The 16,484-nt window shown below is 65.8% G+C and carries 10 protein-coding genes; 6 read left to right on the forward strand and 4 right to left on the reverse strand.

Going from position 1 to position 16,484, the window contains the following annotated elements; all coding sequences use genetic code 11:
* Window positions 1–435: 435 nt before the first annotated feature.
* Entirely contained in the window at window positions 436–1,626 is a 1,191-nt protein-coding gene (locus SM191_RS02585) for an aromatic amino acid transaminase (RefSeq protein WP_341504850.1), read from the forward strand.
* A gap of 180 nt (window positions 1,627–1,806) precedes the next feature.
* Here the strand turns inward: SM191_RS02585 and xylA are convergent, their stop codons facing one another.
* The 3 genes from xylA to SM191_RS02600 are packed head-to-tail and all read right to left on the reverse strand — an operon-like array spanning window position 1,807 to window position 5,715.
* The gene (gene xylA / locus SM191_RS02590) at window positions 1,807–3,129 is read right to left on the reverse strand and encodes a xylose isomerase (RefSeq protein WP_341504851.1); all 1,323 of its coding nucleotides are present in this window, start codon (window positions 3,127–3,129) and stop codon (window positions 1,807–1,809) included.
* Window positions 3,130–4,578 carry a xylulokinase gene (xylB, locus tag SM191_RS02595; RefSeq protein ID WP_341504852.1) on the reverse strand — a complete coding sequence of 483 codons (1,449 nt, stop codon included), beginning with the start codon at window positions 4,576–4,578 and terminating at the stop codon, window positions 3,130–3,132.
* Window positions 4,579–4,587: 9 nt separating this feature from the next.
* Window positions 4,588–5,715: a glycoside hydrolase family 43 protein gene (locus SM191_RS02600; protein ID WP_445949802.1), complete on the reverse strand. Its 1,128-nt coding sequence runs from the start codon at window positions 5,713–5,715 to the stop codon at window positions 4,588–4,590.
* A gap of 383 nt (window positions 5,716–6,098) precedes the next feature.
* On the opposite strand from SM191_RS02600, the gene SM191_RS02605 reads away from it, so the two are divergent.
* On the forward strand, window positions 6,099–7,157 hold the full coding sequence (locus SM191_RS02605) for an alpha/beta hydrolase (RefSeq protein ID WP_341504854.1): 1,059 nt from the start codon (window positions 6,099–6,101) through the stop codon (window positions 7,155–7,157).
* 132 nt (window positions 7,158–7,289) lie between these two features.
* On the opposite strand, the gene SM191_RS02610 is transcribed toward SM191_RS02605, so the two are convergent.
* Window positions 7,290–9,947, reverse strand: coding sequence for a glycoside hydrolase family 3 C-terminal domain-containing protein (locus SM191_RS02610; RefSeq protein WP_341504855.1), 2,658 nt, complete (start codon window positions 9,945–9,947; stop codon window positions 7,290–7,292).
* A 151-nt stretch (window positions 9,948–10,098) separates the two neighbouring features.
* Here SM191_RS02610 and SM191_RS02615 point away from each other — a divergent pair, with 151 nt between their 5' ends.
* The 4 genes from SM191_RS02615 (at window position 10,099) to SM191_RS02630 (ending at window position 16,464) form a co-directional block, all read left to right on the forward strand.
* The gene (locus SM191_RS02615) at window positions 10,099–12,021 is read left to right on the forward strand and encodes an NPCBM/NEW2 domain-containing protein (protein ID WP_445949801.1); all 1,923 of its coding nucleotides are present in this window, start codon (window positions 10,099–10,101) and stop codon (window positions 12,019–12,021) included.
* A 95-nt stretch (window positions 12,022–12,116) separates the two neighbouring features.
* A complete protein-coding gene (locus SM191_RS02620; RefSeq protein ID WP_341504856.1) occupies window positions 12,117–13,253 on the forward strand; it encodes an endo-1,4-beta-xylanase in 1,137 nt (378 codons plus the stop codon).
* A complete protein-coding gene (locus SM191_RS02625) occupies window positions 13,250–14,917 on the forward strand; it encodes a glycoside hydrolase family 43 protein (protein WP_341504857.1) in 1,668 nt (555 codons plus the stop codon). Before SM191_RS02620 ends, SM191_RS02625 begins: the two co-directional genes overlap by 4 nt.
* A complete protein-coding gene (locus SM191_RS02630; protein WP_341504858.1) occupies window positions 14,917–16,464 on the forward strand; it encodes a glycoside hydrolase family 43 protein in 1,548 nt (515 codons plus the stop codon). The genes SM191_RS02625 and SM191_RS02630 overlap by 1 nt, the downstream gene beginning before the upstream one ends.
* Window positions 16,465–16,484: the final 20 nt, after the last annotated feature.

Here is a 16,484-nt window from a genome sequence, read left to right on the forward strand (position 1 = left end):
GAGATGGGCCGACAAATATTCATCGCAAACTTTCCTCATCACGCCGCCCGCCTGTCACGGCCGCACGACAACGACGATGACGCGACGCACGTCATCGGGACTGACAATATTGAGGGTTCGACGGAGCCGAACCGTTGGTAAGGCCCAGGATCGGCGTGCCATCACGGTCATGGCAGGGCGAGCTGGGCGCCACCGGAAATTCCGTCCACAAGGTCTACGAACAAACGCAGCACACGCTCCATAATACATATCAATATGCCGTATTTTTCGTGAGTTAGATCTGAAAACGGGATGCGTTGATGGTACAAACCATTGTGTTTCGGCTCAGGCATTCCGATTGCCCGGCGACAGGGATCGCCGTCCATGAACCGCCGGGCATTCCCTTTCCCTGCCGGGGCCCTATGGTGCGCGCCTTTCCGTCCAAGAGGCCTTGCCATGCGTTTTGCGAACCTGACCCGCCAGCCCGACGATCCCCTGTTGCGGATCATCGGCCAGCACGCCGCCGACCCGCGCGCCGACAAGATCGATCTGGGCGTCGGCGTGTTCCGCGATGAGGAAGGACGCACCCCGGTCATGACCGCCGTCAAGGCCGCCGAAGCCCGCCTGCTCGCCGAGCAACCGAGCAAATCCTATCTCGGGCCCGAGGGGGATGTCGGTTTCGTCCGTGCGCTGGCCGCGCTGGTCCTGGCCGACACCGTGGCCGCCGATCGCGTCGTCGGTCTCCAGACGCCGGGCGGTACGGGGGCGCTGCGCCTCGCCGCCGAACTGCTCGCCCGCGCGGGCGTCCCCCGCATCTGGATCGGCAGCCCGAGCTGGGCCAATCACGCGCCGCTGTTCCGACAGGCGGGCGTCGAGCCGGTCATGATCCCCTGCTACGACCTGACCAGCCAGGTCTTCGATCTGGACGGCTTCCTTCGCGGGCTGGACGGCGCGGAGGAAGGCGAGGCGGTGCTGCTGCACGGATGCTGTCACAACCCCATCGGGATCGACCCCGATGCCGCCGGATGGACCGCCATCGCGCGCCATATCGCCGACAAGTCGCTGACCCCGGTCGTCGATCTCGCCTATCAGGGGCTGGGCGACGGGTTCGATCAGGATGCGGCAGGCGCACGCACGATCCTGTCGGCGGTGCCGGAAGCGCTGCTCGCCTATTCCTGCGACAAGAATTTCGGGCTGTATCGCGAGCGTACCGGAGCCTTGTTCGCCCTGTCGCCCGATGCCGATACCGGCATGGTGGTGCTGTCCAACCTGCTGTCGCTGGCGCGCGCCAACTGGTCGATGCCGCCCGATCACGGCGCGGCCATCGTGCGCATCATTCTGGAAGACGAGACACTGACCCGCGAATGGCGCGAGGAACTGGAGACGATGCGCCAGCGGCTGGCGGGCCTGCGCGCCGCGCTGGCGGCGGGCGGCCGGATCGGCTCGATCGATCTGGCGGCGGTCGCCGGGGGCAAGGGCATGTTCGCAACCTTGCCGCTATCGCCCTCGCAGGTCGAATGGCTGCGGGACCGGCATGGCATCTACATGGCCGGATCGGGGCGGATCAATATCGCGGGGTTCAGCACGATGGCGATCGGGCGCTTCCATACGGCGCTGCGGGATATGGCGGCCAACGGGGTGGCCTGATCCGGCTCGTCCCGCCGTTCGTGCTGGACGGAGGGGGAGGAGCAGGTCCTTCACCACCTCCGTTCAGCCTGAGCGAAGTCGAAGGCCACGCGACCGGGCATAAGAAAGGGGCGCGCCCGACTGTCGGACGCGCCCCTTTCCGTTCTGGCAGGCGGGCCGGATCAACCGGCCCCTCCCCCTTTACCTGCCCGAGTTCACGATACGGTTGACGATGTTCTCGATCCGCTCCTGACGGCCCGAGCGGGGCTTCGGATCGACCGCCTCCTTCTCGGCGAGGTCGGCGATACCCGCCAGGTCCAGGCCGCCGACCTTCTGGCCGAAGTCGCCGTCCCAACCGGCATAACGCTCGGCCTTGATCGCATCCAGGCGGCCGTCCTCGATCAGCGCGGCGGCGTTGAGCAGGCCCTTGGCCACCACGTCGATCCCGCCGACATGGCCATGGAACAGGTCGACCGCGTCCATCGACTGGCGACGCACCTTGGCGTCGAAGTTGAAGCCGCCGGTGGTGAAGCCGCCCGCCCGGATGATCTCCAGCATGGCCAGCGTCAGTTCCTCGACCGAGTTGGGGAATTGATCGGTATCCCAGCCATTCTGGTGATCGCCGCGATTGGCGTCGATCGACCCGAAGATGCCCAGCGCGCCCGCCGTGGCGATCTCATGTTCGAAGGTGTGGCCCGCCAGCGTGGCGTGGTTCGCCTCGATATTGACCTTCACTTCGTGCTCGAGGCCATAAGCCTTGAGGAAGCCGTACACGGTCGCGGTGTCGAAGTCGTACTGATGCTTGGTCGGCTCGTGCGGCTTCGGCTCGATCAGGATGGTGCCGTTGAAGCCGATCTTGTGCTTGTGCTCGACCACCAGCGACAGGAAGCGACCGAGATTGTCGAGTTCACGCTTCATGTTGGTATTGAGCAGCGTCTCGTAACCCTCACGACCGCCCCACAGCACATAGTTGGAGCCGCCCAGACGATGCGTGGCCTCCAGCGCGTCGCGGACCTGCATCGCGCCGAACGCATAGACTTCCGGGTCCGGGTTGGTCGCGCCACCGGCGGCGAAGCGCGGATGGCTGAACAGGTTCGCGGTGCCCCAGAGCAGCTTGCGGCCCGACGAAGCCTGAAGCTTTTCGAGGTGATCGACCGCTTCCGCGAAATAGCGGCGATGCTCGGCGACGCCCTGCGCATCGGCCATCACATCGACGTCGTGGAAGCAGTAATAGGGGATGTCGAGCTTCGAGAAGAAGTCGAACGCCACTTCACGCTTCTGCGCGGCGGCGGCGCTGTCATTGGCACCGGCGTGCCACGGGCGGTTGAACGTGCCACCACCGAACACGTCCGAACCCGGCCAGCAGAAGGTGTGCCAGAAACAGGCGGCGAAGCGGAGATGCTCCTCCATCGTCTTGCCCAGCACGACGCGGTTCTTGTCGTAGAAGCGGTAAGCGAGTTCGTTCTCGCTGTCGGGGCCTTCGTAACGGATCGTCGGAATATCGGCGAAAAAGTCGGTAGCCATTTAACGGTTCCTCGGAGTGATACGGGAATAGCTGTCGCGGAATTGCGCGATCTTGGGGGCGAAACGCTCGGCGAGCGCGGCGTCGGGGACGATGCTATGGCTGACGGGTGGAGGCGCACAGACCTCTTCCGGCGAACCGCCATCGACGGCCAGTTGCGCCAAACGTGCGGCCCCAAGCGCGGGCCCGACCTCGCCACCCTTCAGATAGACGAGTTCGACGCCCAGCGCGGCGGCCAGCGTCTGGCCCCAATAGGAGGAGCGCGCCCCGCCGCCGATGACGGAGAGTTGCGACAATTCGGTGCCCGCATCGCGCAGCACCGACAGGCCATCGGCGAGCGCGAAGGCCACCCCCTCCAGCACCGCCTGCGCCAGCCGCTCGGGCGTGGTGTCATGGTCCAGCCCCAGGAACGCGCCGCGCACCTCCGCATCGTTATGCGGCGTCCGCTCGCCCGACAGATAGGGAAGGAAGATTTCGGGGCCGCTCGCCGGGCCGACGCTTTCGGCGCGGGCGAAGAGTTCGGCGGCCCCCGGCGTGCCGGTCAGCCGCGCGACCCAGTCGATGCACGCCGCCGCCGAGAGATGGACCGACATCTGGTGCCAGACATTGGGCAGACAGTGGCAGAAGGCATGAACCGCGCCCGCCGGATTGGGGCGGAACTCACGCGTTGCCGCGAAGATGACGCCCGACGTGCCCAGCGACAACAGCGCGTCGCCGTCCTTGACGACGCCCACACCCGCAGCCCCGGCAGCATTGTCGCCGCCGCCGCCCGCCACCGGCACCTGATCCATGCCCCAGGCTTCGGCCACGTCGGCGCGAAGGCGACCGGTCTGCGCCGTACCCTCGACCGCCTGCGGCATCTGATCGCGGGTCAGGCCCGTCGCGGCGAGGATCTCGTCGCTCCATTCGCGCGCGGCAACGTCCAGCCACAGCGTGCCCGCCGCGTCCGACACGTCCGACGCCTTCTCGCCCGTCATCCGCAGCCGGACGTAATCCTTGGGCAGCAGCACGGTACGGATGGCAGCAAAGGTTTCCGGCTCGTGATGCGCCACCCAGAGCAGCTTGGGCGCGGTGAAGCCCGGCATGGCGAGATTGCCCGCGATGCGGTGAAGCGCGGGCGCCTTCGCCTCCAGCTCCGCGCATTCGGCATGGCTGCGCCCGTCATTCCAGAGGATGCCGGGGCGGAGCGGCTGATCGTCCGCGCCCAGCAGGGTCGCGCCGTGCATCTGCCCCGCCAGACCGACTCCGCGCACCGCCCGGCGGACCGCCGGGTCGATCGCCCGGACGGCCGAGGTCGTCGCCTGCCACCATGCTTCCGGGTCCTGTTCGGACCAGAGCGGGTGGGGACGCTGCACGGTCAGCGCCGCCGTCCCCTGCCCGACCACCGCGCCATGTTCGTCCAGCACGACGGCCTTTACGCCCGACGTACCGATATCGATGCCAAGGAACATGCGTCGTCCTTACTTCACGAACGGATCGATGGTCGGGATCGTCCCGTCCGGGTTGAACGTCAACTCGGTCATCTTGACGTTACGCAGGTGGTTCTTATCCGACAATTGCGTGTCGGCGTAGAAAAGCCACCATTTGCCCTTCCACTCGACGATCGAATGATGGGTGGTCCAGCCTTGCACCGGCTTCAGGATATGGCCCTTATAGGTGAAGGGACCATAGGGGCTGGTGCCGATCGCATAGTTCAGGAAGTGCGTGTCGCCGGTCGAATAGGTGTAATAATATTTGCCGTCGCGCTTGAAGACCCAGGAACCCTCGAAGAAGCGCTTGTCATGCGCACCGCCCAACACGGGCTTGCCCTTTTCGTCGAGGATCACCGCGTCGCGCGGGGTTTCGGCGAAGGTCTTCATGTCGGGGTTCAGCTTGACGACCTTGCCCGACAGTGCGGGCTGGTCGTCCTGCTTCAGGTCGGTGTCGCTGCCGTTCGGGTCGTACTTGCCGTCCTTCCAGCGCTGAAGCTGACCGCCCCAGATGCCGCCGAAATACATGTACGCCGTGCCGTCCGTGTCCTGATAGACGGCGGGGTCCATCGAGAAGCTGCCGTGGATCGCCTCCGGCTCGGCCTTGAACGGGCCCATCGGATTCTTGGAGGTCGCAACGCCGATGCGGAACGCGCCCAGGCCGTTGCGATCCTTGGTCTTATCGCGCGCCGGGAAATAGAGATAATAGGTGCCGTCCTTATAGGCGGCATCGGGGGCCCACATCTGCTGCGAGGCCCAGGGCACGTCCTTCACGTCGAGCGCGACGGGGCCGATGGTGACCTTGCCGCCCGGCTCGTCCATGCGCAGCACGCGGTAATCGCGCATGGCGTACTGGTTGCCCAGATCGTCGTTGGGCGTGTCGGTCGGCACGTCGTGGCTGGGATAGATATACATCTTTCCATCGCCCCAGACATGCGCGGAGGGGTCGGCGGTAAAGATCTCGCGTACCAGCGGCTGCGACAGATAGTGACGGCCATCGGGCGATGTCGGATTGGTGTCGTTCGACGCGGTGGCGGTGTTCTCCTGCGCGGTATTCTCGGCCGTCTGCGGCGATCCGCAGGCTGCGGTGCCAAGCCCCAGGACCAGGCTGGCCATCATCAAGCGCTTCATCGCTTTCTCTCTCCCATTTGCCCCGTATCCGGAGCTTTCCAGGCACGATAGCGCTATCAATGATGAGGATGCAAGGCCGGTTCGCGGTTTTCCAGTTCCGGGTTCGGGGCGTGGCCTTCGACTTCGCTCAGGGTGAACGATGCGAGGGAATATGGCCTTCTGTCCCCAACCTCCGTTCAGCCTGAGCGAAGTCGAAGGCCAAGGGAGACCCTCCACCGCCCCGCTTGACAAGGCCCAATCCGCATTGTTGGTACCGATATCCGCCCTGCCCGTCTCATCGCGGGGCACGGCATTTCGCAAGCATATCGCAGACCGGTACATCCATGTCGGCATCGTTTTCAAGAGGGAGGATCACCCGCATGGCATGTCCTATGTCGAAGACGCACTGGCTGCTCGCCGCCGGATTGGCTTGCACGCCGCTCGCCGCGCTGCCCGCCCAAATGACGACGCAGACCCCCGCCACGGTGCCCGGTGCGAAGCCGGTGACGGTCGAGCGGATCAAGGTCCATTCGCCCGCGATCGAGGGCAATCTGGAGGGCAACAGCGCCGACCGCGACGTCATCGTCGTCCTGCCGCCCGATTATGCGAAGGACAAGGCGCGCCGCTATCCGGTCGTCTATGCGCTGCACGGCTATTCGATCGGCGCGGATCAGTGGACGAAGGAGATCCATGTCCCCGCCTCGGTCGAAGGAGCCTTCGCGCGCGGGGTGGCGCCGATGATCCTGGTCTTCCCCGACAGCAAGACGATGCACAACGGATCGATGTATTCGTCCTCGCAGACGGTCGGCGATTTCGAGCGCTTCGTCAGCCACGACCTGATCGCGGCGATCGACACGCGCTACCGCACCATTGCCCGTCGCGAAGCACGCGGCCTCGCGGGCCATTCGATGGGCGGCTATGGCACCGCGCGCATCGGGATGAAGCATGCCGATATGTACGGCGCCATCTATATGATGAGCCCCTGCTGCCTGTCGCCGCGCATGATGGCCCGGCCCGAGGGGACCGACGAGAAGCTGCTGACCAGCCTGTCCTCGCCCAGGGAGTCGGAGAAGCTGAACTGGGGCCAGCGCGCGATGCTGGCCGCCTCCGCCGCCTGGTCGCCCAATCCGAAGAACCCGCCGCTCTATCTCGACCTGCCGGTCAAGGACGGCAAGATGCGCGACGACATCACCGCCAAATGGCGGGCCAACACGCCGCTCGCCTTTGTCGATCAATATATCACCCCCTTGCGCAACTACCGCGCGATCGCGCTGGACGTCGGGTCGCAGGACGGGTTGAAGGGTGATGCGCAGGCGTTGCACGACGCGATGGAGCGCTATGGCATCGCGCACACATTCGAGATTTATGACGGCGACCATGTCAACCGGATCGGCGTGCGGTTCCAGGAGCAGGTGCTGCCGTTCTTCGGCCGGTCGCTGGTGACGAAGTAATCCCTATCCTCCCCGGTACGGGGAGGGGGACCATGCGGAGCATGGTGGAGGGGGCGGGCCGCGAGGGACATGTTCCGTCGAAGCCCCCCTCCGTCAGGGCTTCGCCCTGCCACCTCCCCGTGCCGGGGAGGATCAATCCGGGATCGTTCGGGGCGCCTCGATCCGGAATGCCGCACTCCGCACCGGCACGCCGGTATCGGGCTGTCCCGACCCGACCGAGACGCGGTAATCGCCCTTCATCACCATCCTTACGCCATCGGCATCCACCGCGCTCAGATCGCGCGGGGTCAGGGTGAAGGTCAGCCGCCGCCGCTCGCCGGGGGCCAGATGCACCCGCTGGAACCCGCGTAGCGCGATGCGGGGAGCGCCCTCGACCTTGGGGAAGTTCAGGTAAAGCTGCGCCACCTCGTCCCCCGCCCGGCGACCGCTATTGCGCACCTCGGTCGTGAAGCGCATCGCCCCGTCCGCGCCCGGCTGGACCGACACCGGCGCATAGGCGAAGCTGGTATAGCTGAGCCCGTAACCGAACGGATAGACGGGCGTGCCGGTGAAATAGCGATAGGTCCGCCCCTTCATGGCATAGTCGCCAAAGGGCGGCAGGTCCTCGACCGAGCGATAGAAGGTTAGCGGCAGGCGACCCGCCGGATTGGTCTTGCCCGACAGGACATTGCCGACCGCCAGCCCGCCCGCCTGCCCCGGATACCAGGCCTCGACGATCGCATCGGCATTGGCCTTCGCCCAGGCCAGGTTCACCGGGCTGCCGTTCATCAGCACGACGATCAGCGGGCGGCCGGTCGCCTTGGCCTGTTCGAGCAGCGCCTGCTGGTCGGCGGGCAGGTCGAGCGTCGTCTTGTCGCCGCCCTTGAAGCCCGGAACCGAGATCGGCGCCTCCTCCGCCTCCAGATCGGAGGTCAGGCCGACCACCGCGACCAGCGCGTCGCTGGCCTTCGCCGCCGCACGGAGTTCGCCCGCCGGATCGTCGGACACCCGCTTCCAGACCAGGTTGATACCGGTCAGGATACGCGCCTCGGTCGTGACCGTGATCGGATAACGCCGCCCCTTTTCCAGCGTGACGGTGCGCATCGTCGGCAGGCTGTTCCACGATGCCTTGGTCAGATCGACAAAGGGCTGTCCGTCCAGCGTCATCGCGCCGTTGAACCCGGATATGCCCAGCCGGTAGCGGCCCGTCTCCGGCGGAACGAGATAGCCGGTCCACACCGCCCGGTGCACGTCGCGAACCGAGGACAGGTCCAGGCTGCGCGAGGCGGCATTGGCCTCGATCCGGGTGACGACCGGGCGCTCCTCGAATCTTGCGGTCTTCAACCATTCCCCCAGCGCACCGGGGGCGAAACGCTCGGGGACGCGCCCCACGACATTGTAATAGCGGGCGAACAGGCCGGGCTGGCCGTCTTCGGTCCTGAGCGCGCTGGTCGGGATCGGATCGCCATCGGTGAAGGTTTCGGCGAAGGGGACATAGCGCACCTCTGCGCCCGGCATGGCCCGCCGCAACCCGTCGACCACCGAGAAGGCAGGCCCCGACAGCGAGGAAGAGTAATTGCCGCGCAGCACCCGCGTCGCATCGCCCAGCGGCCCGATCACCGCGATCCGCGCCTGGGGCTTGAGCGGCAGGACGCCCTTGTTTTTGAGAAGGACGAGGCTCTTCTCCGCGACCTCCAGCGCCAGCGCCCGATGCGCGGGGGTATCGACATCGGCGGGGGAGCTGGTCTGGGTCGATAGCGGACGCAGGCCCGGCAGATCGCCGGTGCGATAACGGGCGGCGAACAGCCGTGTCAGCGAGCGGTCGATATCCGCAACCGAGATCAGCCCGCGCGACAGGGCGTCGCGATACGGATTGGTCAGCCCGTCCGTGTCGGTCAGTGTCGCATTGTTGCACTCGTTATCGACGCCCGCCCGCATCGCGGCGGCGACCGCGGTGGCGGCATCGGGCGCGTAATGGTGGTTGGCGGCGATATCCTTCACCGCATCGCAGTCGGACACGACATAGCCGCGAAAGCCCCAGCTCCCGCGCAGATACTCCTTGAGCAACAGGTCGCTGCCGCACGCCGGTTGGCCGTCGATCCGGTTATAGGCGCACATGATCGACCCCGCCCCGCCCTCGACGATCACCGCGCGAAAGGCGGGGAGATAGGTGTCGACCAGATCGTGCCGCGAGACATAGACATTCGCCTCATGCCGGGTCGATTCCGGGCCGCTATGCACCGCATAATGTTTGGGGGTGGCGACCACGTCGATCCGCGTCGGATCGGTCCCCTGCATCCCGCGAACGAACGCCACGCCCATCTTCGCGGTCAGGAACGGATCTTCCCCGTACGTCTCCTGCCCCCGGCCCCAGCGCGGATCGCGGAAGATGTTGATGTTGGGCGACCAGCTATCCAGCCCGGTGCCGATCCGCCCCATCCGTCCCGTCCGGCGGGCGAGCGCGTGGAGTCCCCTCACCTCGCGGCTGATGACCTGCGCCGCCTGACCGACCAGCGCTTCGTCGAAGGTCGCCGCCAGCCCGACTGGCTCGGGGAAATTGGTCGTCGGCACCGGCCCCAGCGCACCGTGAAGCGACTCCGTCCACCAATTATAGGCGGGCACGTCCAGCCGGGGGATGGCGGGCGCGGTGTTGAGCAACTGCGCCAGTTTTTCGTCGGTCGTCATCCGCGCGACCAGATGCTCGGCAAGCGTATCGGCCTGTTGCTCGCCATCGCCTTGCGATTGGGCCATGGCGGGATACGCCACCGATAGTGCCAGGGCGGCCAAGATCGATCCACGCCATGCCTTCATGACCATCCACTCCCGATATCGTGATTTCTGTTACCGTTATCACCCGTCGTCATCCTGTCCACCCGGCAAATCCATGGCAATCGATCACAGGCGGTGGACAGCCCCTTTTTAGTCCGACAAGATGCCCGCAAAACAGATTGGGAGGATGGCTATGCCACGGACGAAGCGGTTGATTTTGGCAAGTGGCGCGGCGCTGCTCGGGCTCATGACGCCCGTTGTGAGCGTTGCTCAGACGACCGCCGTCGATCCGCTCGCACCGACCGGACGCTGGAGCGCCAACCAGGACGGCCAGGCGAGCCTGCCCCCGATGGGCTGGAACAGCTGGAACGCGTTCAACAGCGATGTCGACGAGGACAAGGTGATGGCCTCGGTCAAGCTGATTGTCGACAAGGGGCTGCGCGATGCGGGCTATCGCTATATCAACATCGATGACGGCTGGTGGCTGCGCCGTCGGCAACCCGATGGCCGGATGGTGATCCGCACCGACAAATTCCCTTCCGCTGCCGCCGGACCCAACCAGCAGACCAGCTTCCGGCCACTCACCGACCGGCTCCATGCCATGGGGTTCAAGGCGGGCATCTATTCGGACATCGGGCGCAACAGTTGCGGCCAGGTCTATACCCCCAATTTCGCCAACCAGCCCGAAGGGACCGTCGCCGAGCGCGAGGTCGGGCTTTACGGCCATGTCGATCAGGACATCGCGCTCTATTTCCGCGAATGGGGGTTCGATTACATCAAGGTCGATGGCTGCGGCATTCGCGGGCTGGGCAAGGACAGCGACCATGTCCGCAAGGGCGACTATCGCGAACTGGCGCCACTGATTGACATGAACTCCCTCGCACGGACCGATATTCCGGCGGTCCGCGCGCTGTACGACCAGGTGGCGACGGCGCTGCGCCGGGAAAATCCGGACGGCGACTATATCTTCTCGCTCTGCCTCTGGGGATCGTCCGACGTCCGCAACTGGGGCAAGCAGATCGGCAATGTCTCGCGCACCAGCGACGATATCACCGCGCACTGGTCGCGGATGCTGACCAATTTCGATACCAGCGCGACCCGCGCGCTCTACGCCCATCCACACGCCTGGAACGACCCCGACATGCTGTTCGTCGGCTCGGGCGAGTTCGACGCGAACCATATGACCGAGGCGCGATCGCATTTCGCGCTGTGGGCGATGATGAACGCGCCGCTGCTGATCGGCTTCGACCTGCGCAAGGCCAATGCCGAGCAGATCGCGCTTCTCGGCAACCGGGCGATCATCGCGCTGAACCAGGACCCGGCGGGGCATCAGGCGACCCCGGCCTATCTGTCGGACGACGTTCAGATCTTCGTGAAGACGCTGGCCGACGGCGACAAGGCGGTGGCGATCCTCAACCGCACCGCCGGGCCGGTCCAGCCCGTCCTGACCGCCGATCACCTGAAGCTGCGCGGCGATCGCCCCGTCGCCATGACCGACCTGTGGACCGGGCAGAAGAGCGAGTTTTCGGGCGAGACGAAGCTGACGCTCGCGCCACACCAGACGCTGATCTACCGCATCTCCGGCGAGCGTCGGCTGCCGCGCGGCCACTATCTGTCGGAGACACCGGGGGACGTGAACCCGGCGGAGGATGGCGTCCGGACGCCCGAGGGCGATCCGACCATCCATCACGAACTCAGCCCCTGGGGCGGCAGCAAGGGGCCGGGCGACTTTCCGCAATATGGCGGCTGGGGCGGCGCACAGGCGGATCGCACGCCTTTCGGTCGGCCGCTGCGGATGGCGGGCAAAGCCTATGACACCGGGCTCGGCGTGCTCGCCAACTCGCGGCTGGAGGTGCGCAATCCCGGCCAGAGCCGCTTCGCCGCCACGATCGGCATCGACGATTCCGCCACCGCACGCGGGCGACGCGTGGTGTTCGAGGTTTATGGCGACGGCAAGCTGCTTACCCGGTCGCGCCCCATGGCCCTGAACGAAGCGCCCGCGACGATCGAGGCGGATGTGCGGGGCCGCAAGCTGGTCGAACTGGTCACGCGCGCCGATAGCGCTCCCGATGCGGCGCTGCCGGTGGTGTGGGGCGAGGCGCGCTTGCTCGACTAAGGACCTGGAGCAGCGCGATATAAGTCGCCGTCGCATGGCCTTGCCGTTTCCGGGCGACCATGCGACTGTCAGCGCAAAGACATAGGGAGAGGGTGATGAAACCCAAGGAAAATGGGCCGGTCCTGACTCGCCGTCAGCATCTGGTCGGAATGGCGGGCGGTCTTGCGATGGGAGCGCTCCCGTCAATGGCATGGGCGGCGACGGATGAAACGCCGCTGCGCGATCTGGCGGCGCAAAAGGGCATATTGTTCGGCACTGCGATCAATGCGGGCCGGGGCTCGCCGATCAACGAACCCGCCCATGCCGCGATCGTCACGCGTGAATGCGGCGTGCTGGTGCCGGAGAACGAGATGAAGGTCTATGTCCTCGGCAACGACCCCGAGCATCTGAACTTCGCGCCCGCCGACCGTATCGCGGGCTTCGCGCGGGACCACCGGCTGAAGCTGCGCGGCCATACGCTCTTGTGGAACTACGACAAATATATCTCGCCCGCGCTGGCCGAGCGGGTCCGCTCGACGGGCGCGGAGAAGTGGCTTCGCGCCTATATCGCAAAGGTCGCCGGGCATTTCGGCGACCAAATCTATAGTTGGGACGTGGTCAACGAGACGATCGATCCCAAGACGGGCCAGGTCCGGGGCACGGTGTTCGACCAGGCGCTGGGCTTCGACATATTCAAGATCGGCTATGAGGCGGCACGCGAGCATGCCCCCCATGCCCAGCGGGTCTATAACGACTATATGTCGTGGGAGGTCGGCAATGAGGCGCACCGGGCGGGCGTGCTCCGCCTGTTGGAGCGGTTCCGCAAGGAGAATGTCCCCGTCGACGCGCTCGGCATCCAGAGCCATCTGGGCAATGACGGCAGCCATTCGCGCATCCAGCGCGCCGAGTGGAAGCGTTTCCTGGATGCCGTCACCGCCATGGGCTATCGCCTGCTGATCACCGAGTTCGACATCAACGATCGCGAAATGCCGCGCGACGTGGCACGGCGCGATGCACAAACCGCGGCGGTGGCGCGCGATTATCTCGACATGATGCTGACCTATCCGCAGCTCGACCAGTTACTGTGCTGGGGGCTGTGGGACAAGCATAGCTGGCTGAACGGCTTCGCACCCCGCGCCGATGGCCTGCCGCAGCGGCCCCTGCCCTATGACGACGCCCTGAAACCCAAGCCACTGCGTGCCGCCATCGCCGATGCCCTTCGCGCCGCCCCCGTTCGAAAGGGTATCGCGTGATCCGCCGCCCCCTCACCGCCCTCGCCCTGTCGCTGGTCGTGGCCGGAGCCGCTTCGGCCCAGACCGCGACCTTCGAGCGCTTCACCTATAAGGGCCGCTCGATCGAACAGATCACGCCGAAAGCCGGGGAATATCTGAACCCGATCATCTCGGGCTATTATCCCGATCCGTCGGTGACGCGGGTGGGCAAGGACTATTATCTCGTCAACTCGTCCTTCGCGCACTTTCCCGGCCTGCCGATCTTCCATTCGACCGACCTCGTCCACTGGACCCAGATCGGCAATGCGATCGACCGGCCGGGGCAGCTCGACTTCACGGGGCGCGCGATTTCGGAAGCGGTGTTCGCGCCCGACATCAGCTATCACGACGGTATTTTCTACATCGTCAACACCTGCGTCCAGTGCCGGGGCAATTTCGTCATCACCGCCAGGAACCCGGCGGGGCCGTGGTCGGACCCGATCTGGCTGCCCTTCGAGGGGATCGACCCGTCCCTCTATTGGGAAGGCGACCGCGCCTATATCGTCAACAATCGCGCCCCTGCCGAGACGCCGCGCTATGACGGCCACCGCGCCATCTGGATCCAGGAATATGACTGGCGCGCCGGCAAGATGGTCGGCGAGAGCACGCAACTGGTCAATGGCGGCGTCGATCTGTCCAAGAAGCCGGTCTGGATCGAGGGGCCGCACATCTTCAAGAAGGACGGCTGGTATTATCTGACCGCCGCCGAGGGCGGGACCAGCGTCAACCACTCGCAGGTGGTGCTGCGCTCCAAAGATTTGCGCGGCCCTTACGCGCCGTTCGCAGGCAATCCGATCCTGACCCAGCGCGATCTCGACCCCAAGCGCCCTCATCCGATCAGCGCGGCGGGCCATGCCGAACTGGTCCAGACGCAGAATGGCGACTGGTGGGCGACCTTTCTGGCGACGCGGCCCTATGCCGAGGATTATTACAATATCGGACGCGAGACCTTCCTGCTGCCCGTGACGTGGAAGGACGGTTGGCCGATCATTCTCGATCACGGCAAGACGGTGCCATGGACGCACAAGGTTCCGAACCTGCCCGCCAGCCCCGCGCCCAAGCTGCCGACCAGCGGTGATTTCGGCTATACGGATGAATTCGACGGCAACAGGCTGGCGATGCAATGGATCGGCGTTCGCACCCCCAAGACGCCCTTCTACAAGGTCGCGAACGGCACGCTGCAACTGAGCGGCGGCGACGCATTGGGGGATCGACAGGGCGTGCCGGGCTTTGTCGGGCGGCGGCAACAACATGCGATCGCCGATGTCTCGACGACGCTGCGCTATGCTCCGGCCAAGGACGGTGCCCGCGCCGGGCTGGCGGCGATGCAGAACGACTATGCCTATCTGTTCTTCGGGCTGACCCGCATCAATGGCCAACCGCGTATCGCGCTCTACAAGCGGGAGGGGAAGAACACCCGCGACGAAACCGCACCCGAAACGCTGGTCGCTTCCGCGCCCTTCACGGGCAAGGGGCCGGTGACGCTGACCATCCATGCCCGGGGCGGAGAGATGGCGTTCGACTATGCGGTCGGCGGCAAGACCGCGACGCTGAAATCCGATCTCGACGTGCGCTTCCTCAGCACGGCGCGCGCGGGCGGCTTCGTCGGCACCGTGATCGGCCCCTATGTCTATGCGGCGCGGTGATGCGGCGGGTTCTTCTTCTCGCGATGCTGACGCTCGGCGGCGTTTCGGCGATGGCGGCGGCGCAGGCGTGGCAGTCGGATCGCGGCGACGGCACCTATGCCAATCCGCCGCTCTATGCCGATTATCCCGATCCCGACATCATCCGGGTGGGTCGGGATTTCTATTTCATCACCACGACCTTCGCCAACGTTCCCGGCCTGACCATCATGACCTCGCGCGATCTGGTGAACTGGCGCTTCGTCGGCCATGTCATCGACCGGCTGGAGGGCCTGCCAGCATATGATCTGAAGGACGGAGGCGCGTACCGGAAGGGCATCTTCGCCCCCAGCCTGCGCTATCATGACGGCGTCTTCTACATCGCGGTGACGCCGGTGGGCGAGAAGACCCGCATCTATCGCTCGCGCGACATTCGCGGCCCCTGGGAGATGAACCGGCTGAGCGAGGCGGCGTTCGATCCCGGCCTGTTCATCGACAAGGACGGCAGCGCCTATGTCATGACCTCGGTCGGGTCGGACGGCACGACGACCCTGCTCAGCCTCAGCCGCGACCTGCGCACCGTTACCGACAAGCGCGTCGTCTATTTCAACAAGGGGGCGGAGGGCTCCAAGATCGTCCGGCGCGGTGACTATTATTACATGTTCAATGCCATCCCCCGGCGGCTCGGCATGACGGTGTCGCGCGCCAGGAGCCTGTTCGGGCCATGGGAGACGCGCGACCAGATCGACGACACGACCGGCGGGCATCAGGGCGCGATCGTCGATCTGCCCGACGGCACCGATTATGGCTTCGTGATGACCGATGCGGGCGCGATCGGGCGGATGACCAATATCAGCCCGGTCTTCTGGAAGGACGGCTGGCCGGTATGGGGCACGCCCGACGCGCCGGGCCGGGTGCCCGCCACCGCGCCCAAACCGATCAAGGGGCAGCCGATCGCCTCGCTGCCCGCCTCGGACGATTTCGCGACGCCGAAGCTCGGCCTGCAATGGCAGTGGAACCACAACCCGCTGCCGGATCGCTGGTCGCTGACCGAGCGGCCCGGCTTTCTGCGGCTGCACGCCACACAGGCACCCGCATTGTGGAGCGCCCGCAACACATTGCTGCAAAAGGGACAGGGGCCGTTCGGTCGCGGCGTGGTGGCGATGGATACCTCGCACATCGTCGCGGGCGACCAGTGCGGCTTCGGCACCTTCGGCAAATATAGCGGCCATATCGCGGTCGGGCGCGGCACGGACGGTCGCTTGACCCTGACGATGCGCGTGATCGAGGATAAGGCGACGACGCAGAAGACCGACCTCCGCATCGATGTCCGGCCGGTCGAGGGCAAACGCCTGTTCCTGCGCACGGACATGGACTTCAAGACCGACCGGGCGAGCGTCGCCTATAGCGTGGATGGGCGGAACTGGCGGACGCTGGGCGGGGAATTCCCGCTTGCCTTCGACTGGCGGACGGGCACGTTCCAGGGGCAGCAATTCGCGTTGTTCTGCTACAATCCGGGCACGAAGGGCGGGTGGATGGATGTGGACAGCTTCACGCTGACGGGGCGCTGACGGGAAAGGTCATCACCCCA

This window comes from Sphingomonas sp. 2378 (assembly GCF_038084995.1).
Taxonomy (GTDB): Bacteria; Pseudomonadota; Alphaproteobacteria; order Sphingomonadales; family Sphingomonadaceae; genus Sphingomonas.